At 66.6% G+C, this 23,675-nt stretch carries 26 protein-coding genes; 11 read left to right on the top strand and 15 right to left on the bottom strand.

The genetic code is table 11. The annotated features are described in order from the left end of the window. Positions 1 to 21 precede the first annotated feature (21 nt). Complete coding sequence (locus WA670_RS03555; protein ID WP_037809430.1) at positions 22 to 597, top strand: peroxidase-related enzyme; 576 nt, start codon at positions 22 to 24, stop codon at positions 595 to 597. On the opposite strand, the gene WA670_RS03550 is transcribed toward WA670_RS03555, so the two are convergent. The 5 genes from WA670_RS03550 to WA670_RS03530 all read right to left on the bottom strand — a co-directional run bounded on the left by WA670_RS03550 (position 585) and on the right by WA670_RS03530 (position 4,549). Continuing rightward, positions 585 to 872 (bottom strand): hypothetical protein, encoded by a 288-nt coding sequence (locus WA670_RS03550; RefSeq protein ID WP_336156910.1) that lies wholly within the window; start codon positions 870 to 872, stop codon positions 585 to 587. The two genes, WA670_RS03555 and WA670_RS03550, sit on opposite strands and share 13 nt — an antisense overlap. Further along, positions 873 to 1,841, bottom strand: a complete 969-nt coding sequence (locus WA670_RS03545) for a helix-turn-helix domain-containing GNAT family N-acetyltransferase (protein WP_051728648.1) — start codon at positions 1,839 to 1,841, stop codon at positions 873 to 875. Between the two features lie 222 nt (positions 1,842 to 2,063). Then, positions 2,064 to 2,213 carry a hypothetical protein gene (locus WA670_RS03540; protein WP_162836041.1) on the bottom strand — a complete coding sequence of 50 codons (150 nt, stop codon included), beginning with the start codon at positions 2,211 to 2,213 and terminating at the stop codon, positions 2,064 to 2,066. Between the two features lie 256 nt (positions 2,214 to 2,469). Next, positions 2,470 to 3,660: an ATP-binding protein gene (locus WA670_RS03535; protein ID WP_037809009.1), complete on the bottom strand. Its 1,191-nt coding sequence runs from the start codon at positions 3,658 to 3,660 to the stop codon at positions 2,470 to 2,472. 130 nt (positions 3,661 to 3,790) lie between these two features. Continuing rightward, entirely contained in the window at positions 3,791 to 4,549 is a 759-nt protein-coding gene (locus tag WA670_RS03530; protein ID WP_238603747.1) for a MerR family transcriptional regulator, read from the bottom strand. A gap of 185 nt (positions 4,550 to 4,734) precedes the next feature. Between WA670_RS03530 and WA670_RS03525 the strand changes: the two genes are divergently transcribed. Then, a complete protein-coding gene (locus WA670_RS03525; RefSeq protein WP_009085133.1) occupies positions 4,735 to 5,241 on the top strand; it encodes a DoxX family protein in 507 nt (168 codons plus the stop codon). A 54-nt stretch (positions 5,242 to 5,295) separates the two neighbouring features. On the opposite strand, the gene WA670_RS03520 is transcribed toward WA670_RS03525, so the two are convergent. Further along, positions 5,296 to 6,585, bottom strand: a complete 1,290-nt coding sequence (locus WA670_RS03520) for an acetyl-CoA C-acetyltransferase (protein ID WP_336156909.1) — start codon at positions 6,583 to 6,585, stop codon at positions 5,296 to 5,298. Positions 6,586 to 6,680: 95 nt separating this feature from the next. On the opposite strand from WA670_RS03520, the gene WA670_RS03515 reads away from it, so the two are divergent. Together WA670_RS03515 and WA670_RS03510 are read left to right on the top strand one after the other, a co-directional pair. Further along, entirely contained in the window at positions 6,681 to 8,015 is a 1,335-nt protein-coding gene (locus tag WA670_RS03515) for a 3-oxoacyl-ACP reductase (RefSeq protein ID WP_037809002.1), read from the top strand. Between the two features lie 3 nt (positions 8,016 to 8,018). Further along, a complete protein-coding gene (locus tag WA670_RS03510) occupies positions 8,019 to 8,858 on the top strand; it encodes a MaoC/PaaZ C-terminal domain-containing protein (protein WP_336156908.1) in 840 nt (279 codons plus the stop codon). Here the strand turns inward: WA670_RS03510 and WA670_RS03505 are convergent. Together WA670_RS03505 and WA670_RS03500 are read right to left on the bottom strand one after the other, a co-directional pair. Further along, complete coding sequence (locus tag WA670_RS03505; RefSeq protein ID WP_336156907.1) at positions 8,847 to 9,221, bottom strand: hypothetical protein; 375 nt, start codon at positions 9,219 to 9,221, stop codon at positions 8,847 to 8,849. The genes WA670_RS03510 and WA670_RS03505 overlap by 12 nt on opposite strands. 136 nt (positions 9,222 to 9,357) lie before the next feature. Further along, positions 9,358 to 10,014, bottom strand: coding sequence for a TetR/AcrR family transcriptional regulator (locus WA670_RS03500; RefSeq protein ID WP_134664251.1), 657 nt, complete (start codon positions 10,012 to 10,014; stop codon positions 9,358 to 9,360). A 121-nt stretch (positions 10,015 to 10,135) separates the two neighbouring features. On the opposite strand from WA670_RS03500, the gene WA670_RS03495 reads away from it, so the two are divergent. Beyond that, a complete protein-coding gene (locus tag WA670_RS03495; protein WP_037808997.1) occupies positions 10,136 to 10,780 on the top strand; it encodes an SCP2 sterol-binding domain-containing protein in 645 nt (214 codons plus the stop codon). Between the two features lie 29 nt (positions 10,781 to 10,809). Then, a complete protein-coding gene (locus WA670_RS03490; RefSeq protein ID WP_205673037.1) occupies positions 10,810 to 11,388 on the top strand; it encodes an SCP2 sterol-binding domain-containing protein in 579 nt (192 codons plus the stop codon). Positions 11,389 to 11,902: 514 nt separating this feature from the next. Here the strand turns inward: WA670_RS03490 and WA670_RS03485 are convergent. After that, the gene (locus WA670_RS03485) at positions 11,903 to 12,496 is read right to left on the bottom strand and encodes a hypothetical protein (protein ID WP_336156906.1); all 594 of its coding nucleotides are present in this window, start codon (positions 12,494 to 12,496) and stop codon (positions 11,903 to 11,905) included. Between the two features lie 723 nt (positions 12,497 to 13,219). Between WA670_RS03485 and WA670_RS03480 the strand changes: the two genes are divergently transcribed. The 4 genes from WA670_RS03480 to WA670_RS03465 all read left to right on the top strand — a co-directional run bounded on the left by WA670_RS03480 (position 13,220) and on the right by WA670_RS03465 (position 18,175). Then, positions 13,220 to 13,864 (top strand): hypothetical protein, encoded by a 645-nt coding sequence (locus WA670_RS03480; protein WP_336156905.1) that lies wholly within the window; start codon positions 13,220 to 13,222, stop codon positions 13,862 to 13,864. A 67-nt stretch (positions 13,865 to 13,931) separates the two neighbouring features. Continuing rightward, positions 13,932 to 15,329, top strand: coding sequence for a transcriptional regulator (locus tag WA670_RS03475; RefSeq protein ID WP_336156904.1), 1,398 nt, complete (start codon positions 13,932 to 13,934; stop codon positions 15,327 to 15,329). After that, complete coding sequence (locus WA670_RS03470) at positions 15,330 to 17,156, top strand: DEAD/DEAH box helicase (RefSeq protein WP_336156903.1); 1,827 nt, start codon at positions 15,330 to 15,332, stop codon at positions 17,154 to 17,156. Positions 17,157 to 17,215: 59 nt separating this feature from the next. Beyond that, complete coding sequence (locus tag WA670_RS03465; RefSeq protein ID WP_336156902.1) at positions 17,216 to 18,175, top strand: NaeI family type II restriction endonuclease; 960 nt, start codon at positions 17,216 to 17,218, stop codon at positions 18,173 to 18,175. Positions 18,176 to 18,196: 21 nt separating this feature from the next. Here the strand turns inward: WA670_RS03465 and WA670_RS03460 are convergent, their stop codons facing one another. Next, positions 18,197 to 19,471 carry a DNA cytosine methyltransferase gene (locus WA670_RS03460; RefSeq protein WP_336156901.1) on the bottom strand — a complete coding sequence of 425 codons (1,275 nt, stop codon included), beginning with the start codon at positions 19,469 to 19,471 and terminating at the stop codon, positions 18,197 to 18,199. An 86-nt stretch (positions 19,472 to 19,557) separates the two neighbouring features. On the opposite strand from WA670_RS03460, the gene WA670_RS03455 reads away from it, so the two are divergent. Further along, on the top strand, positions 19,558 to 20,010 hold the full coding sequence (locus WA670_RS03455) for a very short patch repair endonuclease (protein WP_336156900.1): 453 nt from the start codon (positions 19,558 to 19,560) through the stop codon (positions 20,008 to 20,010). A 118-nt stretch (positions 20,011 to 20,128) separates the two neighbouring features. Here WA670_RS03455 and WA670_RS03450 read toward each other — a convergent pair whose 3' ends face one another. Genes WA670_RS03450 through WA670_RS03430 form a run of 5 tightly spaced genes read right to left on the bottom strand, consistent with a single transcriptional unit; the run spans position 20,129 to position 23,664 of the window. Then, on the bottom strand, positions 20,129 to 21,244 hold the full coding sequence (locus WA670_RS03450; RefSeq protein WP_336156899.1) for a DNA cytosine methyltransferase: 1,116 nt from the start codon (positions 21,242 to 21,244) through the stop codon (positions 20,129 to 20,131). A 10-nt stretch (positions 21,245 to 21,254) separates the two neighbouring features. Next, positions 21,255 to 21,683, bottom strand: coding sequence for a very short patch repair endonuclease (locus WA670_RS03445; RefSeq protein WP_107050910.1), 429 nt, complete (start codon positions 21,681 to 21,683; stop codon positions 21,255 to 21,257). Between the two features lie 13 nt (positions 21,684 to 21,696). After that, on the bottom strand, positions 21,697 to 22,164 hold the full coding sequence (locus WA670_RS03440) for an FxsA family protein (RefSeq protein ID WP_037808993.1): 468 nt from the start codon (positions 22,162 to 22,164) through the stop codon (positions 21,697 to 21,699). A gap of 54 nt (positions 22,165 to 22,218) precedes the next feature. Next, positions 22,219 to 23,130, bottom strand: coding sequence for an SEC-C metal-binding domain-containing protein (locus tag WA670_RS03435; protein WP_037808991.1), 912 nt, complete (start codon positions 23,128 to 23,130; stop codon positions 22,219 to 22,221). Positions 23,131 to 23,163: 33 nt separating this feature from the next. Then, a complete protein-coding gene (locus WA670_RS03430) occupies positions 23,164 to 23,664 on the bottom strand; it encodes a DNA topology modulation protein FlaR (RefSeq protein ID WP_037808990.1) in 501 nt (166 codons plus the stop codon). Positions 23,665 to 23,675 lie beyond the last annotated feature (11 nt).

Raw genomic sequence — 23,675 nt, 5'->3', positions numbered from 1 at the left:
GCGCGGGTTAGCGTGGGCGGCATGACCAACCCCGTGAGCCGGTTCCCCGTGACGGAACTCGAAGACCTTCCCGACGATCTCCGCGAGCGCATCGGCGCCATCGCGGAGAAATCCGGCTTCACGCCGAACATCTTCCGCGCCCTAGGCCACCGTCCGGCCGAGCTGCGGGCCTTCCTCGACTACCACGACGCGCTCATGGAACGCGAAGGCGGACTCACCAAGGCCGAACGCGAGCTCGTCGTCGTAGCCACCTCCGGCGCGAACCACTGCACCTACTGCATCGTCGCGCACGGAGCCATCCTGCGGATCCGCGCCAAGGACCCCGAACTCTCCGATCAGGTCGCCGCGAATCCGTGGCAGGTCGAACTCGACGAGCGCGGCCGGGCGATCCTCGATCTCGCGCTCGCGTTGTCCCACGAGTCCGCGTTGTTCGGCGAGGGCGACCTGGAGGCGGCCCGCGAGGCGGGGCTGACCGAGGACGAGATCTGGGACGTCGGCGCGATCACCGCGTTGTTCGCGATGTCCAACCGGCTCGCGCATCTGACCGCGCTCAAGCCGAATCCGGAGTTTTACTTGATGGGGCGTCAGAAGCGATAGAACGGGCCCGGCAGGTCGCGGCTCATCTGGAACCTCGTGCGCAGCCAGCCGCGCAGGCGGTGCACCGGTTTCGTCCACACTCGCGGCGCGGGCCCGAAATACCTCGGGTCCGCGTGCGGGGTGAACGCGTCGCCGGTCAGGATGACCGCGTCGTGTCCCAGCGGGCAGTGGCCGGACACCGAGATCACGCCGCGCGTCAGGTTCTCGACCCAGTCGACCTCGTCGACGCCCAGCAGCGTCCGGCGATCGCGCACGGCGCAGTACAAGACGAACATCTATAACTCCCGCCGCCAGGTCTCGCCGGTCACCAACGGCCCGAACGCGTCCGTCTCTTCCTCGCCGACAAGTTCGAACCCGGCACTGCGGTAGATCCCGCGCGCGGCGGCGAGCAGCGACAGCGTCCACAGCTCCATCGACCGATACCCCTGCGCGCTGGCGAATTCGACGCATTCCCGCACCAGTCGTTTGCCGACACCGTGTCCGCGCGCGGCCGGTTCCAGCAGGAGCAACCGGAGCTTCGCGGTGCCTTCCTCGTCGCCGGGGGTGCAGAAAATACTGCCGACTCGTTCGCCGTCGAGTTCGGCGATCCAGCCGGCTTGGCGCGGGTCGCCGCGGTGGTCGGCGAAGTCGGCGATCACGCGCGCGACGAGGGCTTCGAAGCGTTCGTCGAGGCCGTACTCCTCGGCGTACAACGCACCGTGCCGGTGCACCACCCAGCCGAGGTCGCCCGGGCGTGGGGCGCGCAGGGAGATCGTCGGTTCCGGCGCCGATTCGCCGACGAGTGCGGTGATGGTCCCCATCGCGCGGAGCAGACGGCGCTGGTCGGCGTCCGCGAACTGGTCGAGAAGGCTGCCGATCTGGCTGGCCGAACGGTGGTCGAGATCGGCGAAAGCGGCGCGGCCCTCCTCGGTGAGCGTGACGAGCTGGCGGCGCGCGTCGTCAGCGCAGCGTTCCCGGGTGACGAGACCGCGGGTTTCCAGCCTGCCGAGCAGCCTGCTCGCGTAGCCGCCGTCGAGGGACAGCCGTTTGCGCAGATCACTGACCTGCAGCCGGTCCTGTTGGGCGAGTTCGAACAGCACCCGCGCTTCGCTCAGCGAGTATTCGGCGTCGGCGGGTCCCTCGTCGAGGACACCGATCACGCCGGTGTAGAGCCGGTTGAATGCGCGAACCGTGGCAACGCGTTCGGTGAGGACGGAATCCGGCACGGGGACCACCTTGACTCGATCGTTGACTGAGTCAAGCATCGCCCCGCCGTCCGCTCGGGGCAAGGGAATTCCCCCGGTGGTGGGCGAGCGTCCGAAATGGTCCAGACATATGGAAACCCCGTGATGCTGCCAGGTCGGGGGTCCGCCAGCATCACGGGGTCGTAGTGGGTATCGACGCGGCTCTCCGCGGCGTTACACCCAGGATTCACTGTGGTCTAGATCACTCACGTGAGTGACCCACCAACAGGTTATCCGTGCAGGTCAGCGCATGAACGGCTGACGCGCCTGGGCGAGGGCGATGAGCTCCTGGCGGACCGTCGAGGTGGCCGCGGTGTCGATCGCCCGGTTCAGCGCCCGGCGAGTGCGAGCCTCGGCGCGACGGGCACGGAGCTTGGCGGCGATGTTGCTCATTGTCTTCTGCATCCCCTTCAGAGGTCTTCGGTGGCTGTGTCTCTAGTATGCACCTTTTTTCACAAGGAAGCCAACGAATCTACGGTGACATGGGGCACTTGCCGAATAATCATCGGCAGTCACCAGGATATCGCCGGACAGATCTCGTGTTGGCGGTCACAAATCGCTAACGCGCTAACTTCTTCTACGGATATCTAGCAAAATCGCTAGAAACAGCTAGGCAGTCGCATAGACCGGTAGCGAAGGGAAGATCTGCTCAGTCGCGGCCGAGCAGGTAGTGCCCGAAGTGCGGCACGGTGAAGGCGATCTGCCCGCGTTCGGCGGAGTAGACCAGGCCTTTCTTCATGAGGCTGTCGCGCGCCGGCGACAGCGACGACGGCTTGCGCCCCAGATAGACGGCCACATCGGCGGTGCCGGCGGCCTCGTCGCGGCCTTGGGTCAGCTCGGCCATCGCGAGCAGGTACTCGCGTTCGGCGGGCGTCGCGCGTTCGTAGCGCGACCCGAAGAACCCGACCGCCAGCTCCGACTCCGCCTCGGGCGCGGCGACCTGCACGTCCTTGACCGTGATCGGGTCGGCGGGCGCGGCGTCCCAGGCGGCCTTGCCGTAGGCCTGGATGAAATACGGATAACCGCCGGACGCGTCGAACAGCGCGTCGAGCGCCTCCGGTTCGATCCCGGCGTCCTCGCGTTCGATCGGAGCCATCACCGCGTAGTCGGCGTCCTCGCGGCTGAGCCGGTCGATGCGCGAGTAACGGAAGAGCCGCTCGGAGTACGACTTCGACGCCGACAGCACCGCGGGCACGTGCGGCAGCCCTGCCCCGACCACGACCAGCGGCGCGCCGGACTGCGACAGCTCATGGCAAGCCGCGCACAGCGCCGAGACGTCGTCCGGCTGCAGATCTTGAATCTCGTCGATCAGCAGCGCGACGCCGGTGCCGACGTCCGCGGCCAGCTCGGCGACGTCGGTGAACAGCTCGACCAGGTCGATTTCGATGTCGCCGGAATCCGCCCGGCCCTGCGCGGCGGGCACGTCGATGCCGGGCTGCCAGCGGTCGCGCAGTTTCGCGTCCGGCTTGTTCGCCTTGAGCGCGAACGCCTTCAGCACCCCGAGCACCTCCTCGACCCGGTCCGGCGCGCGATGCCGCACGGCGAGGTCGCGGATCGCCCGGTGCAACGCCGCCGACAAGGGACGCCGCAGTTCCGCGTCCGGCCGCGCTTCGATCTTGCCCGCGCCCCACCGGTGCCGGACGGCCATCGACCGCAGCTCCCCCAGCAGCACCGTCTTGCCGACCCCGCGCAGGCCGGTCAGCACGAGACTGCGCTCCGGCCGTCCGCGAGCGACGCGTTCGAGGACGACCTCGAACGCCTTCAGCTCCCTTTCCCGGCCAGCCAGCTCGGGCGGCCGCTGCCCGGCGCCGGGCGCGAAGGGGTTGCGGATGGGGTCCACTCTGTCACCGTATCGAGGTATCTAGCGTGGGCCCGATATTCCGCCATATACAGCTAGTGCGTGTCGCCGAAGGATGGCCGGGTCTGCAGCCCCGTCCATCCTTACCCCCAGCGCCCACTCTGACGGAGCGTTAGTCCGTCAGGTTCCGCTCCGCGTAGATCTTCATCGCGTCGCGGATGTACTCGGCCGTGCCGGGGCCGTGCTTCTCGTCGTACGAGCCGTACCGCGGGTCGTCGACATACATCTGCCCGAGACCGGCGAAGTAGCACTTCGAGATCTCCATCCCGGTAGCCTTCAGCCACTCGTGCAGCCGCGCGGTGACCGCCTGCGTTTCGGCCGAACCGGCGTCGTGACCAGCGTCGCGAGCGGCTCCGAACGCGAAGCCGATGTCGACCTGCTCCTGCTGGTGGGCCTTCTTCTCGGCCTCGGACAGCGACCGCCACCACTGGTCGCCCTTGCGGTAGGCGTCGGCGCCCCAGCGCTGGGTGACCTCTTCCTTGTACTGGGTGTGGTCGAACCCGTCGAACATTTCCTCTGCCATGAGTTGTTCACCTCCCTTCAGTTTCCGGAGCGTGGTCCGCACGGACTCGATCTGCCGCCCGATCCGCTGCCGCTCCTTCTCCAGCAGCGCCAGGTGCGTTTCGAGGGCCGCGGCGCCGTCGCGTTGGCCGTCGAGCACCTCGGCGATCGCGGGCAGACCCAGTCCCAGTTCGCGCAGCAGCAGGATCCGCTGCAACCGGACGAGCGAGTCCTCGTCGTAGTAGCGGTAGCCGTTGCTGCCGATCCGCGTCGGCGGCAGGAGCCCGACGGCGTCGTAATGCCGCAGGGTCCGGCTCGTCGTGCCCGCGGACCGGGCGATGTCCTGGATCGACCATTCCGTCCTGACCACGGCTTCGACGGTAGAGGTTGACGTAGCGGCAAGGTCAAGCACGAAGTCCGCTAGAACTGTCTAGGAGAATCTAGAATAAAAGCAATATTCGCCTAGGTATCGCTAGCTCGGTTCGGCGGGGAGCGTGGCGGGCAATCCCGGTTGTAGGTTCATCTCCAGGGATTCCAGATCAGAGAGGCGAGACCGTGATACTGCGCCGGGTGGCACGTCCACTGCTCGCGTCGATCTTCGTGTTGGGCGGCATCGGTGCCCTGCGTGACACCCAAGGCCACGCGAAGGCGGCCGAACCGTTCCTCACCGAGACCTTCGACAAGGTCGAGGGCCTGGTTCCGGACCAGGTCCCGCGCGATCCCGCCACGCTGGTGCGGATCGACGCGGCGGTCAAGATCGGGGCCGGGCTCGCGCTGGCGAGCGGCAAGGCCCCGCGGCTGGCGGCGGTGGCGCTGCTCGGCTCGCTGGTGCCGACGACGCTGGCCGCGCACCGGTTCTGGCAGCTGTCCGATCCGGGCGAGAAGCAGGCCCAGCAGATCCAGTTCTTCAAGAACGCGTCGCTGGCCGGCGGGCTGCTGCTGGCCGCGAGCGACACCGCGGGCAAGCCGTCGCTGGGCTGGCGGGCCCGGCGCGCGGCGAAGAAGGCGGGCAAGCGCGCCGACAAGCTGGCCAAGCGCGCGGAGAAGTCGCTCACCGACTGAGTGCACGAACAAGGCCGCCACCCGGGTTTCCGGGCGGCGGCCTTGTCGGCGTGCTTACTTCTCGAGAATCGCGGTGACGCCCTGGCCGCCCGCCGCGCAAATGGAGATCAGGCCGCGCCCGGAACCCTTCTCGTTCAGCAGTTTCGCGAGCGTCGCGACGATCCGGCCGCCGGTCGCGGCGAACGGGTGCCCGGCCGCGAGCGAGGAGCCGTTCACGTTCAGCTTGGTGCGGTCGATCGAGCCGAGCGGCGCGTCGAGGCCGAGCTTCTCCTTGGCGAACGCCGGGTCCTCCCACGCCTTGAGCGTGGCGAGCACCTGCGACGCGAACGCCTCGTGGATCTCGTAGAAGTCGAAGTCCTGCAACGTCAATCCGGCGCGCTCGAGCATCCGCGGCACCGCGTACGCCGGGGCCATGAGCAGACCCTCGTCGCCGTGCACGTAGTCGACAGCCGCGGTCTGGCTGAACGTCAGGTACGCCAGCACCGGCAGTTTGTGCGCCTTCGCCCACTGCTCGGTCGCGAGCAGGACGGTCGACGCGCCGTCGGTGAGCGGGGTCGAGTTGCCCGCGGTCATGGTCCCGTCCGGGCCGCCGTAGACCGGCTTGAGCTTGGCGAGCTTTTCGACCGAGGTGTCCGGGCGGAGGTTCTGGTCGCGGGCGAGCTTGAGGTACGGCGTGACCAGGTCGTCGAAGAAGCCGCGGTCATAGGCGGCGGCGAGGTTGCGGTGGCTGGTCGCGGCCAGTTCGTCCTGCGCCTCGCGGGTGATGTCCCAGACCTGCGCGGTGAGGGCGGCGTGCTCCCCCATCGACAGTCCGGTGCGCGGTTCTGCGTTGCGCGGGATTTCCGGCACGATGTGGCCAGGGCGGATCTTCGCGACCAGCTTGAGCCGGTCGGCCAGCGTCTTCGCCGCGTTGAGCTGCACGAGAATCTGGCGCAGGTTGGCGTTCACCGCCAGCGGGGCGTCACTCGTGGTGTCGACGCCACCCGCGATCGCCGAATCGATTTCCCCGAGCGCGATCTTGTGGGCGACGTTGATGACTGCCTGCAATCCGGTGCCGCACGCCATCTGGACGTCCGATGCCGCGGTCGCGGGCGAGAGCTTGCTGCCAAGGACGCTTTCGCGGGCGAGGTTGAAGTCCTTGGAGTGCTTGAGCACCGCACCGGCGGCGACCTCGCCGATCACCTCGCCCTGCAGCGAAAACCGGCTGACCAGACCGTCCAGCGCGGCGGTGAACATGTCCTGGTTCGAGGCCCGGGTGTACGGGCCGTTCGACCGCGCGAAGGGGATCCGGTTCCCGCCGACGATCGCGACCTTGCGCACCGCCGGGGTTTTCCTGGTCGCCATGCCGTCCACCTCTCTGGAGTCGTGCCTTTCACACTGTAACCTACTAGCGAGTAGGTTAGACTGCCACGTGACGCAGACTGCACGGGAGGCACGTGATGGCGGACAGGTACCAGCAGTTCACGAAGACCCCGCTGGGGAAGTTCGTGGTGCCGAAGCTCGGCCTGCCCAACCCCGCGACGTTGCGCCGGTACCGTCCCGGCCAACCCGCTCTTGAGGGTCCCGCACTTCTCGGGGCCGCGCCGGGCGGACGGCTGGAGAAGACCGTCCGGGCGCAGCTCACCGAGGCGGGCATCGAGGTGATCAGCGCGCCTGCCGACCGGAACGCGGCGCTGGTGTTCGACGCCACCGGCGTGAAGGACCCGGGCCAGCTGCGTGAGGTCTATCGGTTCTTCCACCCGGTGATCCGGAAGGTCGGTTCATCCGGCCGGGTGGTCGTGCTCGGCACGCCGCCGGAGCTGGCCGAGGGCCGCGAGCGGATCGCACAGCGCGCGCTGGAGGGTTTCGTCCGCTCGGTCGGCAAGGAGCTCAAGCGCGGCGCGACGGCGCAACTGGTGTACGTCGCCGAAGGGGCGGAGGACGCGGCCGAGTCGACGCTGCGGTTCCTGCTGTCGGCGAAGTCGGCGTTCGTGGACGGCCAGGTCATCCGCGTCGGCACGCACGCCAAGACCGCGCCGACGCCGGAGAACTGGGAAAAGCCGCTGGACGGCAAGGTCGCGCTGGTGACCGGTGCGTCGCGGGGCATCGGCGAGGCGATCGCCGAAACGCTCGCCCGCGACGGTGCGCATGTGGTCGCGCTGGACATCCCCGCGCAGGGCGGCGATCTGTCCACTGTGGCCAATCGGATCGGCGGTTCGGCGCTGCAGTTGGACATCACCGCCGCGGACGCGCCAGCCAAGCTCGCCGAGTACCTGACTTCGCGCCACGGCGGGGTGGATGTCGTGGTGCACAACGCCGGCATCACCCGCGACAAGACTCTCGGCAACATGACCGAGGGCGGCTGGGATTCGGTCATCGCGGTGAACCTCGCCGCGCAGCTCGCGGTGAACGACAAGCTGCTCGGCGACAAGATCCTGCGCGAAAACGGCCGCGTCATCGGGGTTTCGTCCATCGCGGGCATCGCGGGCAACGTCGGCCAGACGAACTACGCGACGTCGAAGGCGGGCGTGATCGGGATGGTGAACGTCGGCGCGCCGCAGCTCGCGGAGTACGGCGGCACGATCAACGCGGTCGCGCCCGGGTTCATCGAGACCAAGATGACGGCCGCGGTCCCGCTGTTCATCCGCGAGGCCGGACGGCGGCTGTCGAGCCTCGGCCAGGGCGGGCTGCCGGTGGACGTCGCGGAAACCATTGCCTGGTATGCCAACCCGGCGTCGGCCGCGGTCAACGGGAACCTGGTCCGCGTGTGCGGCCAGGCGCTGCTGGGGGCGTGAGGGATGGCTGTTCGTGAAGTGACGAGCGCGCCCAGTCTGGCGACGCTGTACCCGAAAGCCCTGCTGCGCCGCGGCGGCGGCTCGACCCTGCCCAGTACGGAGTTGGTGCGCCCCGAGGTCGTCGTAGACCCGGCACACGTCGCGGCCTACAACGAAGTCTGCGGATTCCGCTTCTCGGACGAGCTGCCCGCGACGTATCCGCACATGCTGGTCTTCGGACTGCAGATGGCGTTGATGACCGAGCCGGGGTTCCCGTTCCCGCTGCTGGGTTTGGTGCACGTCGAGAACCGGATCACCCAGCACCGTCCGTTGCTGCTGGGCGAGACGTTCCGGGTGAGTGTGCGCGCGGAAAACCTGCGCCCGCACGAAAAAGGCAGCCAGTTCGACATGGTGAGCGAGGTCCACTCGGGCGCGGACACCGTGTGGAGCGAGGTGTCGACTTATCTCCGCCGCACCGGCTCGGGCTCGGGTTCGTCGGGTCCGCGCACCCAGCTGACGCCCCCGAAACCGTCCGCGCTGTGGCACGTCCCGGGCGACATCGGCCGCCGCTACGCCGAGGTTTCCGGCGACCGCAACCCGATCCACCTGCACCCGCTGACCGCACGCCTGTTCGGCTTCCCGAAGGCGATCGCGCACGGGATGTGGACGAAGGCGCACGCGCTGGCGTCCTTCGAGGGCAGGCTGCCGGACGCATACAGCGTCGCGGTGCGGTTCAAGCAGCCGGTGCTGCTGCCCGGCCGCGCGGCATTCACGACCTGGCAGACGGAAGACGGGTGGGCCTTCGAGCTGTGGCACGCCCGGAAGCCGAAACCGCATCTGGACGGGGTGATCTCAGCCCTCTGAGGGCTTCTCGTTTCGGTACTCGAGGTACTGCTCGGGATGGATGGCCGCCGATGCGTGAAGCACGAAAGTGACTACGTGGTGCCACCTTACCCGCCGTCCGAGTTGAGCCTCAACGCGAATCTCGCGATCTCGGTTCTGGAAGCCCGGCGGGACGGAGTCGAACTCAGCGAATATCTGGGTGACGCTCCGACCGGGAACGGCGAACGTTGCCGGGAGGTCCGCGTCGTTTTCGCCGCGTAGCCGGGGCCGCGTTCTCTCCCATCTCAGCGTGCTCATCGCCGGTTCTCCCAGCACCACGACGCGGAGATCTCGAACAACAATCGGCAGCGCACCAGTGTGGTGGAGAACCAGCGGGATGAGCACCGACTGCCGCCGTCTGGGCCGGAGGCGAAGGTGTGCGGCCGGGAAGGTCTTCAGCCGACCCGGTCGCGCGTTGAGCACCAGAACGAGAAGACCGTGAACACCAACGCACAGATCGAGACGGGCAGAGCAGCGCCGCTCACTCTGAGGGCTTCCAGACCTGCCCTTCGACCAGGTCGTTGAACCCGAGCCACACCAGGTTCATCAGCCAGGACGCGAGCACGCCGTCGGAGATCTCCGGGTGGTCCAGTGCCCAGTCGGCCAGCGATTCCGCCGCGCCGACCAGCGCCGCGGCCAAGCCAGGGCCGGAGAACTCCGTCTGCTCGCCGAGGCCCTTGCGGGTGCCCGCGGCCACCACGAGCGCCGCGACCAGTTCGATCGCGCGCGTGCGCATCGCGGTGATCTCCGCCGCGAAGCCGCCGCCGACCGTCAATGCCTGGCGGTGCAGCACCGTCCAGGACTCGCGGTATTCGGCGACGAAGCGGTAGAACGAGCGCAGGCCGTGCCACAGCTGCATGTCCGGCGGCAGATCGGGCTGCACGCCGGCTTGGATGGCTTCGAGCAGGCGGGTCGCCTCGCGCTGGATGCTCTTGCCGAAGAGGTCTTCCTTCGAGCCGAGGTAGGTGTAGATCATCGGCTTGGAGACGCCCGCGACCTCGGAGATCTCGTCCATCGACGCCGAGTGGTAGCCGTGCTGGGAGAACACCTGCACCGCGGCGTCCAGGATCTGGCGTTCACGGACCGCCCTCGGGAGCCGCCTCGCTCGCTCGGGTGGGCGCTGATCTTCGTCGGACACGGTGACTGTTTCCTCCCTCTCGCTGGCACGGACGGTACCCGTCCCCAGGTCGGCGGCGTTGCTTGCCGCGCTACCTACTCACCGGTAGCCTTACGTCGGAAAGTTCCGGAAGGGGTGGAAGATGGCCGACAACCCGGAGGCGACCAGCTCTGACCTGGCCGGCCTGCGCGGGGTCGCGCTGCTGGACGCGCTGGACCGCACCGAAGCCGTCGACGCGAGCGCGCTCGACGTCAACGCGGTCGCGGACGCCATCGACCCCCGCGAACTGGGCCGCTCCGACATGAACCGGCTGCTGGCGGCGCTGATGCGGCTGTCGGAACAGGTGCCGGCGTTCTCGCTGGACAAGGTCGACCCGACGAAGTTCGCCACGCTGGTCGCGCGGGCGTCGCGGGCGCAGCTGGAAGCCGTGGTCGCCGAACGTCCGCTGCGTGAGCGGGTGCTGGACGAGATCTTCGCGCGCATGGGAGCGCACATCCGTGCGAAGTCGCTGCGCGCGGTGGTGCACTGGCGGCTGTCCGGCGGCACCGGTGAGGGCGGCTACGACCGCTACGAGACGGTGCTTTCCGACGGAACCTGCACGGTGTCCCGCGAAATGCGCGAGAAAGCCCGCGTGACGATTACGCTTTCGCCCGTGGACTTCTTCCGCATCATCACCCACCAGGCAACGCCCGCGGTGCTGTTCGTGACCGGAAAACTGAAGGTCAAGGGCGACCTGGCCTTCGCAGCCGGGCTGGTCGGCCACTTCGACCTGCCCCGACCGGCCTGAGCCGCTCCGTGTCCCGCTGGCGTTCGCGCATGCGTGCCGCGCACTCACCCGGTGAGCACGCGGTGAACGGTTTCGCCCGCTCTCTCGAGGTGGGCAAACTGACCCCGGAGCAGTTCGTGCAGGTCCTGGAGACGTTGCACATGCTCGGCACCGCCGGAGCCGGCATCGAAATCGCTTCGCTGACCACACAGTCGTTGGTCGACGTCGTCGCGGCGGCTTCGCGGGAGCAGCTCAAAGGCATCGCCGACCACGACGAACTGCGCGCGGTCTTCCTGGACGAGATCTTCCGCCGGATGTCCGAACACTTCCGCCCAGACCGAGCCCGGCACGTGGACGTCGTGGTCTCCTGGCGCTTCCCCGCCGGGGACGATTTCGACCGCTACCAAACAGTCATCGAGGACGGCCTGTGCGTGTCGAGCACCGACCTGGCCCGCACCCCGGACACGACGATCACTGTCGCCGTTGAGGACTTCATCCGCATGGCGACCGGGAACGCGGCGGTGGCGGCGATGTTCGTGACGGGGAAGGTAAAGGTGAAGGGCGAGTACGCGCCGGCGGTGCGGTTGTCGGGGTATTTCGACATCCCCAAGCCGACTGGGGCGGACTAGCCGCGCGCCGGCGTGAGGAGAACTCACGCCCGCGCGCGGCAGGTGGTAATCCGTGAGTCACCAGTGCCAGTGGGGCATGCTGATGATCAGCGGCAGCAACCTGAGGAACAAGATCGCGAGCTTGAGCCAGGGCCTGCCGGCTGCCTGCTGGACAGGCTTCCCGCGTCGGCGGATGCTTACGCTGGTACGGGTGATCTTCCGCTTCCAGCGACTGCCGGACGGAGTGATGATTCCCCTGCTGAGCCGCTTACGGCGCGGGTCACGCTTACCATTGACCACGGACATGGCCTTTCGTAGGTGTTTGGTCGTGTTCGAAGGGATGGGGCTGACCGTTCGCTTGCCGGCAACTCGGTCAGTCCTGTCTCGCTGTCTTGTGAACGCCGCGAGGTGGACTTTCTCGCGTGCTGACCATCGGCGTGCGCGAGAGGCGACGCCGCTGGTGGAGGGTTGATCACGGTAAGTACTCAATCGGCTCCCAATGCTGATCATTGCCCAGCAGGCTGGACAGTGACGTTTACATCTCGGCTACTCTCCGTAGTAGAAATTCGGCCTGCTCGAGCAATGCGCGCGCGGCCGCGCAGTCGCTGTCGGACAGGGATGCGATGGCGGCCGAGACCATCTCGGCGGCGGACGTGGGTGTGGCTACTGCCGACGGGGTCTCCTCGCTGCAGGTCTTGAGATGCGCGTTGCTGGCGGTGGCGTCCGCGCCTTCCTTCGCGTCGCCGTTCGGTTCGGGCGGCGCGACGCGTTTCCCGTTGCGCCGGTCGAGCCAATGGGACTTGCCGTTGCGCCGGTCCTTTTTTCCTGCCGTTTTGTGGTCGCTTGGTGTGTGCACCACACCTTTCTCCGCGGTCAGGCCGTGTATGCGTGCGCGAAGGAAGCTCTCCTTGGCTGCGTGGCGCAGCTCGATAAGTTCGTCCAAGCGACACGGCAGTTCACTCTCGGCGGTTCTGGCCGCGGCTTCGAGATGGATCGCCTTGAGGAAGGTTGCGGGCGGGAGCCGGGTCAGGCTGAGGTACTGAGAAAGTGCTGGTTGTGATACGTGCAAGCGGGCAGCGTTGCACATCATGCTCTGTTTCGGGAGGAGGCCGTACAGCTTCTTGAGCACGGCAGTGAACGCGACTGCTTCGGGAGTCGGCGGACACCCGAGCCGTCTCCCGACTTTTCCCAAGGCTGGCATGTTCCATGAGCTCCTTTGTGGTTGCACTGTGGCTTTGTTGCTGCGCCGTGGCTTTGTTGCTGCACTGCGGAGGATGAATATTGCGGCGAATGAATTGAGGCAGGGGTGGCCGAGGTGAGTTCCCGCCGACACGTCTGCCAGTCTTCAGCGGCGCGCAGCATCAGAAGAACCTGTTGCCTGGCAACAAAGTTTCAATTTAGGCGTGCTGCTGTCCGGCGGTTGGCTCGGTTGCTGTGACCCCCTTGTCCTGCTTTCTCAATTTTCCAGATAGCGATTCTCAGCGAGCGTAGCAGTCTTCGCGAGTGAGGTGGCAGCGGTTCTTGTGTACGGAGTGTCGGCCGCGTACGCGCTCTTCGCTGTGTACGCAGCCAGCTCACGGGCACCGTTTTTGAGTCGACAAGTCGACTTTTACTCCTCGGTCTCGGCTGGATTTCACCAAGTGGAACTGATTGTCCGCCTGGCGGATGTTGTTCTTATTGCAATTGATTTTCGATTGCAATAACTGAAATTCTGCAATAATTGCACTTTGTCGGCGACTGCAGACAGGCGCGGTGGTTCCTGGTATATATCGGCTGAGAAGAGTTTGAAGCTGGGGCGATATGCGACGGAGGCAAGATGCCGCTTTCTTGGCGAGACGGAAGCCTGGGCACCATGAAGAGGGTTGCCTTGTGGCTTGTTTCCGAGGTTGGCGAAGGGAACAAGTTCACCAAGGCAGAACTGCGTGACACGTTTCCCGGTGTCTCGCAAATTGACCGGCGGATGCGGGATCTCCGGAGTTTCGGGTGGCGCATCGACACGAACCGGGAGGACGTCACCCTCGCCGCCCCGGAACAGCGCTTCGTCGAGCAGGGGCAGCCGGTGTGGGAGAAAGGGGTGACGTCCAGGCCGGCTCATGCGCCGGCGATTGGCGCGACGCGTCGCCGGGAGATCATCGCGCATGACGACAACATGTGCCGCTCCTGCGGGATCACCCCCGGTGACTTGCATGAAGACACGGGCGAAGGCGCGCAGCTCGACATCGCGCGCCGCAAGGTCCGGGTTCCTGACGGTGGAGTGGCGGTACAGCTTGTAGCCGAATGCCGCAGGTGCCGGCTGGGAGGGAACAAGCTCGTCGCCGATGCTGTTGGGGTGGAAACCCGGGCGAAGAGCTTGAGCGATGCGGACCAGCGGCTGCTGGCAAGCTGGATCGAGGCCGGCGAACGGGACTTTCGCGAGGTCGAGCGCGTGTGGGCCAACTATCGCGCGCTGCCGGCCGAGGCGCGCGGCAGCGTCCGGAGCGCGCTTGGCTTGGACTGAGGCGTGCCCGGGCTGGGGCCGGGATATCGTTTCTGGTGGGAAGCCCGTGGCCGGCGCAGGAGTGGTGATGATCAAAGACTATGGGCAGCCGCCTCGAGCCGACGAGGTCCGGAACCTCATCGAGCGACGGCTCAAGGAGGTTTCCGAAGCAGCTGGCCCGCGGGAAACCCAGACCGTCGACTGGCGTGGCAAGCCTGCTCACCTGGACGTCGTCGAGGTCAAGGTAGGCGACCTCTGCTATAACCCGGCGACCCACCGGGTCCGGGCACAGCGAAGCCACGACCCGCGGCTTGACGCGCTGGTCGATGAAGACCCCTGGTCCGTCGAAAGCCAGCAGTATCTGGACAAGCTGCTCAAGGTCCTTCCTGCCGACCCGACGCAGATCGACGTGGCTTTCACGGACCTGAAGGAAAGCCTGGCGGAGTACGGACAGTCTGAACCCGGCCTGACGACCGTTGACGGAGTGCTTGTCAACGGGAACACTCGCCGCGCGGCGTTGATCGAGCTCTACGGGCCTGAAGCGCCGATGCGGGTTGCCGTACTTCCGGCGTCGTGCGACTGGTCCGACGTACGAGACGTAGAGCTGTCCCTCCAGCTGAGGAAGGAACACCGCCGCGACTACTCGTACATCAACCGGTTGCTGGCTATTGACGAACTGGTCAGCCAGGGAATTCCGATGGCCGCGATCGCACAGACGTTCCGCAGCACGGCGCCGGCCTGCGAGCAGGACTGGTGGGTCTTCTCCGCGATCAAGTCGATGATCGAACGCAGCGAGGTCGACGGGAAGCGCATCCCGCTCATCGCGTTCGAGAATGACCAGGAGAAGCTGCGTGAGCTGGCGCGGAAGTATCAGAAGGCCAAGTCCGTCGGACCCGACGACGCCGAGGTAGTAAAGGAAGCGCGCCTCGCGGCGATCGCCCTCGGCTTCTCCAAGACCGACGTCCGGTTCATCGAGCCGGACTTCCTGGACCGGTACCTTTCCCCGAAGCTGCCGGACGGCTTCATCCCGAAAAGCGAGTCGGCTGAAGTCGCGATTCCCGGTTTGGGCAGGTCGGTGAAGTCTGGTTCTGGCCAAGCAGCTACGGCCAGGGCATTCACCGACAAGGTGCTTCGCGCCGCGGCCGAGAAGTCAGCAACTCCCGATGGACAGTCTGCTGCCTGGACCGAAGCTCGCAGCGTAATGGAGAACGCGATCAAGCTCGCCGGCAGCGATCAGACGCTCACGAAGAAGAAACGGAAGGTCTCCGACCGAGTCGTCGCCGCCACCGACCAGCTGCAGCAGTGCGTGACGGATCTGGTGATGTCGCGTGCTGACCGGTCGCTCGATGAAGAGGCGTTCGACGATGCGCTGCTGAAGTTGAAGAAGGTCCTTCGACGGCTGGCGGTTGAAGGGACCCGCACGGTCAAAGAACCTGGTGACGGCGTTGAATGGCTGCGTCACGTGATGCTGGAGTCTGGTTCCTGAGTGGCCGGGGCATCGCCGAGCTTGGTGCTGGCCTTTGACCAGACGAGGACGCGTGCGGAGCTTCGCGCGCAAGCGCCCTACCGGGAGTCGCTTGCCAGCTTGATGGCGCGGTTTCCTGGCGGCCGGATGGTGGACCGGCTGGCCGCCCAGGTGCCGATCGACGAATTTCTGTCCGGTCTTGAAGAGCTGGCGACCTGGCCAGAACCGGCCACCGTCGTCTGGGAAGAAGATTTTCGGACCCGGGCCTTGGGATTGCTCCAGGATGCGGAACGGTCGGAGCAGATTCTGGCCGGGGACCTGGAGGGCAAACAGGTCTCCCCAGAGGACGTTCCCGCGATCCTCGGGGCTGGGTGGACGGCGGACCTTACTGAGTTCCAGCGTCGTGACATCGCCAAGCTTCTCTCGTTAGGACACGGAGCGAACTTCAGCGTTCCCGGTGCCGGCAAGACCCGGGTCGCTCTCGGGGTGTTTTCGGCACTGCGGGAACAAAGGCAGGTCGATCGGGTACTGGTCGTCAGCCCGAAGTCCGCTTATGAGGCCTGGGTCGGCGAGAGCCAGGAATGCTTCGGCGACGGATTTACCGTGCAGTTCCTGGGAAGAGCTGGTTTTCGCGCCGCTGACCTGCTGATAGTCAACTACGAGCGGCTTGGCCGTTCGCTCGAAACCCTGGCGGACTGGCTGGACGCGGGTCCCGCGCTGATGATCCTTGACGAGGCGCATCGGATGAAGCTGGGCACGGCCGGCGTCTACGGCATGGCATGCATGTCGCTTGCTCCGTTGAGCAAAGCCCGGCTGATCCTGACCGGTACGCCGGCCCCGAACGGTGCCCGCGACCTGGAGAGCTTGCTCGCTTTCGTCTGGCCGGGTCGTGGCCGGCGCGTGGTGAGCCAGGCGGTGGAAGGCGGCAACCTGGACTACGCCAGCCGCGTGCTGAAACCGATGTATACCCGTACGACGAAACAAGAGCTGGGGTTGCCGCCGGTCAGTCTCCGGGTTCGTACAGTTGACATGCCTCCTCTGCATCGGGAGATCTACGACGCGCTCCTGGGACAGTTCGTGTCCGCGCGCGCGGAACGGAGCCGGTCGGACTTCGACTCGCTGGGGAGGACTGTCCTTCGCCTGATCATGGCCGCGACGAGCCCTGCCCTGCTCGCCCAAGGGGCCTCGCGCTATGAGCCGATATCTCTGCAGGTCCCTCCGCTGGAGGTGTCGCCGGACAACCCGTTGTTCGAGTTGCTCGGTTCGTTAGGTGAGTACGAGATACCGCCGAAGTACCAGGAAGCGCTCGCGATCGTGGCCGGCAACGCGGCACAAGGAAGGAAAACCCTTGTCTGGGCCAGTTTCGTGCGCAGTATTACCACCCTGGAGAGCTTGCTCGCCGACTTCTCCCCTGCGGTGGTGCACGGTGGCACACCGGATCGTCAGGAGCAGATCGATCGTTTCCGGACTGACCCGTCGTGTCAGGTGCTGATCTCCAACCCAGCGACGCTTGGCGAGGGGATCAGCTTGCACCAGGTCTGCCATGACGCGGTCTACGTCGACCGGGACTTCCAAGCGGGACGCTTCCTGCAGAGCTTGGACCGGATCCATCGCCTCGGTCTCGCGCCGGACGCGAAAACCAACGTCACCATTCTCACCGCGCGCGAAACGATCGACGAGGTCGTTGCGTTGCGGCTTAACGAGAAACTGGACTTCATGGGCCGGATCCTCGACGACTCCGCTGTTCAGCAACTCGGGGACCCGGACGATGAGCCCGCGGCGGTAGCCGGCATGGATTCAGCGGACGTCGAGGCGCTGATGCTGCACATCGCGGCGCGCGAGGCGTAAGCGCGGAAATTCGGCGAAATCGATGCGCGCGGCCCGCGGAGCGAACTAATGTCGTTCGCATGGTGGACGACGGGCAGGGTGGCCAAGCAGGGTTGTGGAGCGAACCCGCGAACCAGGATCTGGACCCCCAGCTCGACGAGGTTGCCGCGATTCTCCGCAAAGCCGACCCGGACGGAAAGCGGTTCGCGGGTGCGATCCGCCGGAGCATCGACATGTTGCTCGACGGCCAGAACACCGGCCGCTACCGCTGGGACCAGCTGCACAAGACGGAGAAGACGCACGCCGGCACACTGATTGAGATCAACATCCAGCGAGAGTTCGACTTCCCCGGCGGCGAGTCGATGGACTACGCGATTGGCGGCGTCGACGTCGACTGCAAATTCTCGCAGCGGAACGGTGCCTGGATGATTCCCCCGGAAGCCCGAGACCACCTGCTTCTGGTGGTGTGGGCCAGTGACCAGGAGTCCAGGTGGTGCGTAGGGCTGGTCCGGGCCAAACGGGAATATTTGCGGATCGCCCAGAACCGGGATGGCAAGAGCACCCTCAACACATTTGGTAAGGGGCAGATTCGCTGGCTCTTCCGCGATGCCCCGTTGAAAGAGAACTTGTTGCTGCGGCTCAACGATGCGGAAATCAAGGAAGTCTTTGCATCGCGATCCGGGCAGCAACGGGTCAATGCGTTGTTTCGCGTAGCCACGGGACGACGAGTGTCACGTAACGTCGTCGCCACAGTCGCCATGCAGGCTGACTATATGAAGCGCGTCCGGGGGAATGGTGGGGCGCGCACCATCCTGAAGCGTGAAGGTATCGTCATTCTCGGCGACTACGTCAACCACGTTAACGTCGCGAAGGCTTTGAACATCGCTGAGCCGGGCGAAGGAGAGTTCGTCAGCGTGCGGCTGCGACCGAAGACTGCGGGCGACCTCGGTCCTTCCGCGGAACTCGACGGCGAGGAATGGGTTGTCGCTTCTCCGGATGAGCAGATCACGAAGCCCGCACCTGAGCTGCCGCGAGTCTGACGGCAGCTCAGGCCTCACGGGTTAGCTGATCTTGGTCCGGTTCTTCTGGAACGCCTCGTGCCGGACGTGATCGTCCTGCCCGACGAACGCCTTGAAACCGGCTAGCTTGTACTCGACGGTGCTCTTGTGCTCCCGCTGCAGCACATTGAAGTCTTGGCTGAGCATGCTGATCCGCTTCTCCAGTTCCGGGATTCCCAGCTGGAGCTCGGCTTCCTTGACCAGCTTGTCCGCGGTAATGAAGTCCTTGGCGTCGCGCAGGACGCGATAGACCGGATCATGCTCCTGGTTGACTTGCCGGTCGCTGGCTTCTCCCTGCTTCTGCAGGGCATTCTTAATGGCTTCGCCTACGGCGAATGCCATGGGCGGCGGGAACGCGTTGCCGATCTGCCGGTAGTTCGAGGTCTTCCGGCCGGTGAATTCCCAGTCTCCGAACCGGCCTGCCCAGCCTTGGATGCGGGCGACCATCTCGTTCGTCAGCTTGGGCCCGGGCTTGCCCTCGAACGTGTCGCCTGGTTTCGGTGCGTCGTTGGCCAGGCCCATCGCATCCACCCCGAGCTCGGCCCATGCGCGCTTCGCGCGGGTCGGGCCAAGGTCTGCTCCGCCGTGTTTCTTGGAGCCGCCGACGATGGTGGGCGCGATCTTGCTGGCCTTCTTCTTCCAGTCCTCGAGCCCCTCCCAGCCATGCTTGCCCATCAGGTCTCCGATGGCTTCGGCAACAGTGATTTCGTGCTCTGACTCTTCTGGCCAGGAGAAGTAGTCCGCGTACTCCTTCTGCAGTGCCACCAGCACGAAACGCGGGCGCAGCTGCGGCACACCGAAGCCGGACGCGTGAAGGAGCCGCCACTCGGCGACATAGTCGAAGCTGGCAAGCTGGTCCAGCACGTGCTGCCGGTAGCCCGCGAAGCGGGGCATGCTCAAGCCCCGGACGTTCTCGAGCATCACCGCGCGGGGCCGGATGACGTTGACCTGCTCTACCGCCCACGCGAACAGGTCGCGCTCATCGTTCGCGCCCAATTGCTTGCCGGCGATAGTGAACGGCGGGCAAGGGACCCCGCCGGCCAGCAGCGCGAGTTCTGGGCGACCAGACTTCGGGCCGTGCTCGGCTGGCTTCCAGACATCAGGATCGGCGACGTCGCCCTGAGCGACAACCTCGGACGGCAAATTGGCTTTCAGGGTGGTGCACGCGTTCTCGTCAAGCTCGATCGCGAGCCGGTGAGTGAAGCCGGCTTTGTGCAGGCCTAACGCCTGGCCGCCGGCGCCAGCGCAGATCTCGATGACCTCGAAGGCCTCACTCACAGTAACCTCCTCAAGGCTCGCGCGAGATGCTTGGGCGCGAAACGGTATCTTTCCTCATGGCTTGAAGCCTGCGAGAAGGGGTGCCGATGGCAGGCAGCGATGCTCGGGACAAAGCGCACGCCAAGGGGCTCTACCCCGCTCCTGCCAGCGAGGGTCGCTCGAGGAACATGCGCGCGAACCGGCGTACCGACACCAAACCCGAAGTGACGCTCCGCAAGGAACTGCATCGACTTGGTTACCGGTACCGGAAGGATCTTCCCCTGGTGCTCGACGGGGGCGTGCGGGTGCGGCCGGACATCGTCTTCACAGCGCGCAAGATCGCGGTCTTCGTCGACGGCTGCTTCTGGCATGTGTGTCCCGAACATGGCAGGCAGCCGACGAGCAACGAGTGGTACTGGACGCCGAAGTTGCGGCGCAATATGGACAGGGACGAGCTGGTGACCGGGGCTTTGCGCGAAGCCGGGTGGCACGTGGTCCGCATCTGGGAACACGTGCCGCTGCCGGAGGCAGTAGCCGCGGTCACGGACGCGATGGACTAGATGGAACACGTGTTCGACACTAGTGCGCTGGGCCGACAAAACGCGCTAACCAGGAGCTTGGCGAGTCGGATTTACCGACCGGACCACCCGAACGTGGCGCAGTGCCGGTAGTTGGTCGCTAGCCAGCCGCGTCCAAGCTCATTTCCCCACGCGCCAACGGCATCAAGTAATTCTCCGACAACCACCGCACCACCGGTACGCACACCGCGTCCCCGAAGCCGAACAGGGCCTGGTTGTTCCGCAGCCCCTCCAGCGCGTACTTCCCCGCCCCCATCAGCCGCGCGTACTCGCGCGGCGTCATCCACCGCACCCGCACGGAGCCGCGGCCAGCTTGTACGACGGCCTGTTTGGACGATCCGCCGCGGGCGGTGCGCAGGCAGCCCGAGATGTCGTCCGGCCGGACTTCCCACACTGGTTTTCCGTTGCGGGTGCGCCGGTAGGCCGTCCGGTACACCAGCTTCCTCCCTGCCTTGAGCTGCGACAATCGCTCCAACTGGAGCGGCGACAGCGACCCGATGAACGCGTCAGCGCGCGGTGCGGTCCACCAGCGCTCGTCATCGGCGGGGAGGCGTTCGACGGCGGCGGACAGCCCGGTGACCAGCAGCGGGGGCGGTGCGGGCAAGGCGGCGCGATGTGTCCGCAACGCCGGGTCTAGCGCGAGCCAAGGCGGGCGGAGCGGCGACGGCGCGGGCGAGTCCGAGGGCGGGTTTTGCGCGCCGACGATGAACAACCTGGGCCGGGACTGCGGGACGAACCGCCGGGCGTCCAGGGTGAGGACATCGGCGGAGTAGCCGAGGCGGTTGAGTTCTCCGATCGCCGCGCGGAGGTCGTCGCCGCCGTGGCTGGTTGCCAGGCCGACTACGTTTTCCAGCGCGACTACCGGCGGACGGTCTTGGCCCAGTTCGTCGAGGATGCGGGTGAATTGCCAGAACGTCGACGAGTGCGAGCCCGCCAGGCCGCGGCGCCAGCCGGCCAGCGAGAGGTCTGTGCAGGGGAACGACGCCCAGGCCAGGCTGAGGCCGGCGGGCAGATCGGCGCCGCGGAGGGCGGCGACATCGCCTAGTACGTACTCGTGTGCGCCCTGGTCGTTGAAGTGTGCCTCGTACATGGCCTGCTTCGCCGGTTCGATGTCGTTGGACCACGCGACGTCGAAGCCGGCCGGTTCGAGGCCTAGGCGCACGAGACCGATGCCGGCGAAGAACTCCGCGGCGGTGGGCTGACCCGGTTGAGGCATGGCACCAACATTAATGGGGACGGCGTTCTTTCACGGTCTCGATCACCCGCGACGCGGCGACATCGGTCGCCTCGTGTTCCCAGATTCGCACCGACAGCCAGCCCGCTTCGTGCAGCAGTGCGTCGGTATTCGCGTCCCGGCGGCGGTTGGTTTCGATCTTGGTCCGCCAATAATCGGCATTGTTCTTCGGCCACGTGCCGTGTTCCGGGCAGCCGTGCCAGAAGCAGCCGTCCACGAAAACCGCTACCCGCGCGGGGCCGAACACCAGGTCAGCCTCGCGGCGGACACCTTTCACCGGACGGCGGTGCACTCGGTAGCGGTACCCGGCGGCGTGCAGGATCTTGCGCAACGCCATTTCGATCCCGGTGTTGCGCGACTTCTGTTTGCTCATGCGGGCGCTCACCGCGGAAGTCGTTTCCAGCCGCTCCACGGGAGCCATTGTGGCGCGCGGTTCAGCCCTCGACGATCCGGCCTTCGATCACCGGGTGGTTCTTCGCCTGCCGCGGTTCCTCCGCGACGACCTCGCTGTCCACCACCATCACCGGACCGCGGCGCTGGTTGGCGTACCGGATGGCGCGCTTCTCCGCGCGGCGCAGCCAGAACCGCCGGGCGATCGAGCGGGTGGGCGGCAGCAGGAACAGCAGGCCCAGCACGTCGCTGACGAAGCCGGGGACCATGATCAGCACGCCGCCGAGCGCGACGAGCATGCCGTCGGTCAGCTCTTTCTCCGGATTGCGGCCGGACTGCGCGGTCGCCATGAAGGCGCGCATCGCCTTGCCGCCCTCGCGACGCGCCAGCCACGAACCCACGAACGCGCCCGCGATCAGCAGACCGATCGTGCCGAGCACACCGACGACCGAGCCGACCGCCCAGATGGCGGCGACTTCAGCGATGACGTAGAGCAAGAACACGACAGCCATATCCAGTGAACGAACGAGTGCCGCGATTTGCTCCCGAGGAGGGATAACCGCAGGTCAGATGCTTACGGGGCGGCCGCAGCATTTCTTGTACTTCCCGCCCGAGCCGCACCAGCAGCGCTCGTTGCGCGCCGGTGGCCAGTCGATCGCGCCGCCTTCCTCGAAGATCTCGTTCATGCAGGCCAGCCGGGTGTCTTCGGCGGCCGGGTCGCTACCGGTGCGGGTCGCGAACTCCTGGAGCTTCGCGGTGGTCAACGGGACCAGCACGATCCGCGCGATGCCCGACTCGGACAGTTCCCGGTTGGCGGCCTCGCGGTCGGCGATGGCGGCGTCCGCATCGGCGTGCTGGACCAGGTTCGGCCAGGCCTCGTGCGCGCGGGGGATCTCGGCGCGGGGCCAGAACAGCACCCGCACTTCCCCTGGCGGCGCGGGCTGGGCGGGAGCAGGGGCATCATCCGAAGGGCTCTGGACTGACTCGTCCTGCTCGTCCGGAGGCAATCCCAGTGCGCGGCGCACCCGTCGGCGAGCAGTCAAGATGTGGTTCGCGTGGGTGAAGAACCCGAACTCCGCGTTCCCGCCGGTCGGCTCCGGCGCGGACAGCCGGGCTGCGGCCAGGTCGAACCAGGTCAGTGCCTGCTGGAGCTCGCCGCGGTGTTCCAGCAGCTCAGCGGCCAGATAATACGGCACCGGTGAGGACAGCGGCTCGTTCCGCAACTCGTCAAGGCAGGTCTGGGCCTCCTCGGCCCGGTCGAGGTCGAACAGGACCTCGGCGAGTTCTACCCGGGCGTTGCCCCCTTCCTCGCCGCCCAGCGCGACAGCCTGGGTCAGCAATGCGATGGCGCGGTCGTCGTCACCGGCCTGACGCCACGCCTGTGCCGCCTCGAGCAGGATCTCTCCCCGCTCCTCGGGATACTTCTCCAGCTCGGCTTCCAGTTGTGCGGCGGTCTCCGCGGCCGTTCCCGTCTTCATGCGCGGCACTGTATTCCCGGTCCCGCAAGGCGATCACCGCAGGCGCTGCAGGAACGCCGACACCTCGCGCGGCGACCGCAGCAGCACCTGCCGCGCGGTCGGGGCTCCCTCGGCGATCCGCTGCAGCATCAGCGGACGCCGGGTCGGCCACTTCCAGATCCACTGGACCAGCTCGGCGTCGATCTTCGACACGCATCCGGCGGCCTGCGTCTCTTGGCCCCATTCGCGCAGCTGCCGCCGCACGGCGCGGAACAGGCAGGTGTAGCGCGACGCGTCCAGCAGCACGACGGTGTCGGCGAACGGCAGGCGCAGGTCGAAGGTCTTGCTGTAGTTGCCGTCGATCACCCAGCTGTCCGTGCTGGCGGCTTCGGCGACCGCGGCGCGGAACTCCGCCGGCGGGGCCGGGACCCAGCCGGGTCGCCAGTACAGCCGGTCCAGATGGGTGACCGGGATGTCCAACGCAGCGCCGATCTGCCTGGCCAGCGTGGATTTTCCGGCCCCGGAGCATCCGGTGACCATGATGCGTCTCCCCATGAGCGGGGAGC

This window comes from Amycolatopsis sp. VC5-11, from assembly GCF_037034185.1.
In the GTDB taxonomy this organism is placed as follows: Bacteria; Actinomycetota; Actinomycetes; order Mycobacteriales; family Pseudonocardiaceae; genus Amycolatopsis; species Amycolatopsis nivea.
Note: the sequence above shows the minus strand (reverse complement) of the source record. Positions and strands in the feature narration are given on the sequence as shown.

Coding starts and splice junctions, on each gene's coding strand:
- WA670_RS03555 (WP_037809430.1), top strand. CDS start 22: ATGACCAACCCCGTGAGCCGGTTCCCCGTGACGGAACTCGAAGACCTT.
- WA670_RS03550 (WP_336156910.1), bottom strand. CDS start 872: ATGTTCGTCTTGTACTGCGCCGTGCGCGATCGCCGGACGCTGCTGGGC.
- WA670_RS03545 (WP_051728648.1), bottom strand. CDS start 1,841: ATGCTTGACTCAGTCAACGATCGAGTCAAGGTGGTCCCCGTGCCGGAT.
- WA670_RS03540 (WP_162836041.1), bottom strand. CDS start 2,213: ATGAGCAACATCGCCGCCAAGCTCCGTGCCCGTCGCGCCGAGGCTCGC.
- WA670_RS03520 (WP_336156909.1), bottom strand. CDS start 6,585: ATGGCGACCAGGAAAACCCCGGCGGTGCGCAAGGTCGCGATCGTCGGC.
- WA670_RS03515 (WP_037809002.1), top strand. CDS start 6,681: ATGGCGGACAGGTACCAGCAGTTCACGAAGACCCCGCTGGGGAAGTTC.
- WA670_RS03510 (WP_336156908.1), top strand. CDS start 8,019: ATGGCTGTTCGTGAAGTGACGAGCGCGCCCAGTCTGGCGACGCTGTAC.
- WA670_RS03495 (WP_037808997.1), top strand. CDS start 10,136: ATGGCCGACAACCCGGAGGCGACCAGCTCTGACCTGGCCGGCCTGCGC.
- WA670_RS03490 (WP_205673037.1), top strand. CDS start 10,810: ATGCGTGCCGCGCACTCACCCGGTGAGCACGCGGTGAACGGTTTCGCC.
- WA670_RS03480 (WP_336156905.1), top strand. CDS start 13,220: ATGAAGAGGGTTGCCTTGTGGCTTGTTTCCGAGGTTGGCGAAGGGAAC.
- WA670_RS03475 (WP_336156904.1), top strand. CDS start 13,932: ATGATCAAAGACTATGGGCAGCCGCCTCGAGCCGACGAGGTCCGGAAC.
- WA670_RS03465 (WP_336156902.1), top strand. CDS start 17,216: ATGGTGGACGACGGGCAGGGTGGCCAAGCAGGGTTGTGGAGCGAACCC.
- WA670_RS03455 (WP_336156900.1), top strand. CDS start 19,558: ATGGCAGGCAGCGATGCTCGGGACAAAGCGCACGCCAAGGGGCTCTAC.
- WA670_RS03450 (WP_336156899.1), bottom strand. CDS start 21,244: ATGCCTCAACCGGGTCAGCCCACCGCCGCGGAGTTCTTCGCCGGCATC.
- WA670_RS03445 (WP_107050910.1), bottom strand. CDS start 21,683: ATGGCTCCCGTGGAGCGGCTGGAAACGACTTCCGCGGTGAGCGCCCGC.
- WA670_RS03440 (WP_037808993.1), bottom strand. CDS start 22,164: ATGGCTGTCGTGTTCTTGCTCTACGTCATCGCTGAAGTCGCCGCCATC.
- WA670_RS03435 (WP_037808991.1), bottom strand. CDS start 23,130: ATGAAGACGGGAACGGCCGCGGAGACCGCCGCACAACTGGAAGCCGAG.
- WA670_RS03430 (WP_037808990.1), bottom strand. CDS start 23,664: ATGGGGAGACGCATCATGGTCACCGGATGCTCCGGGGCCGGAAAATCC.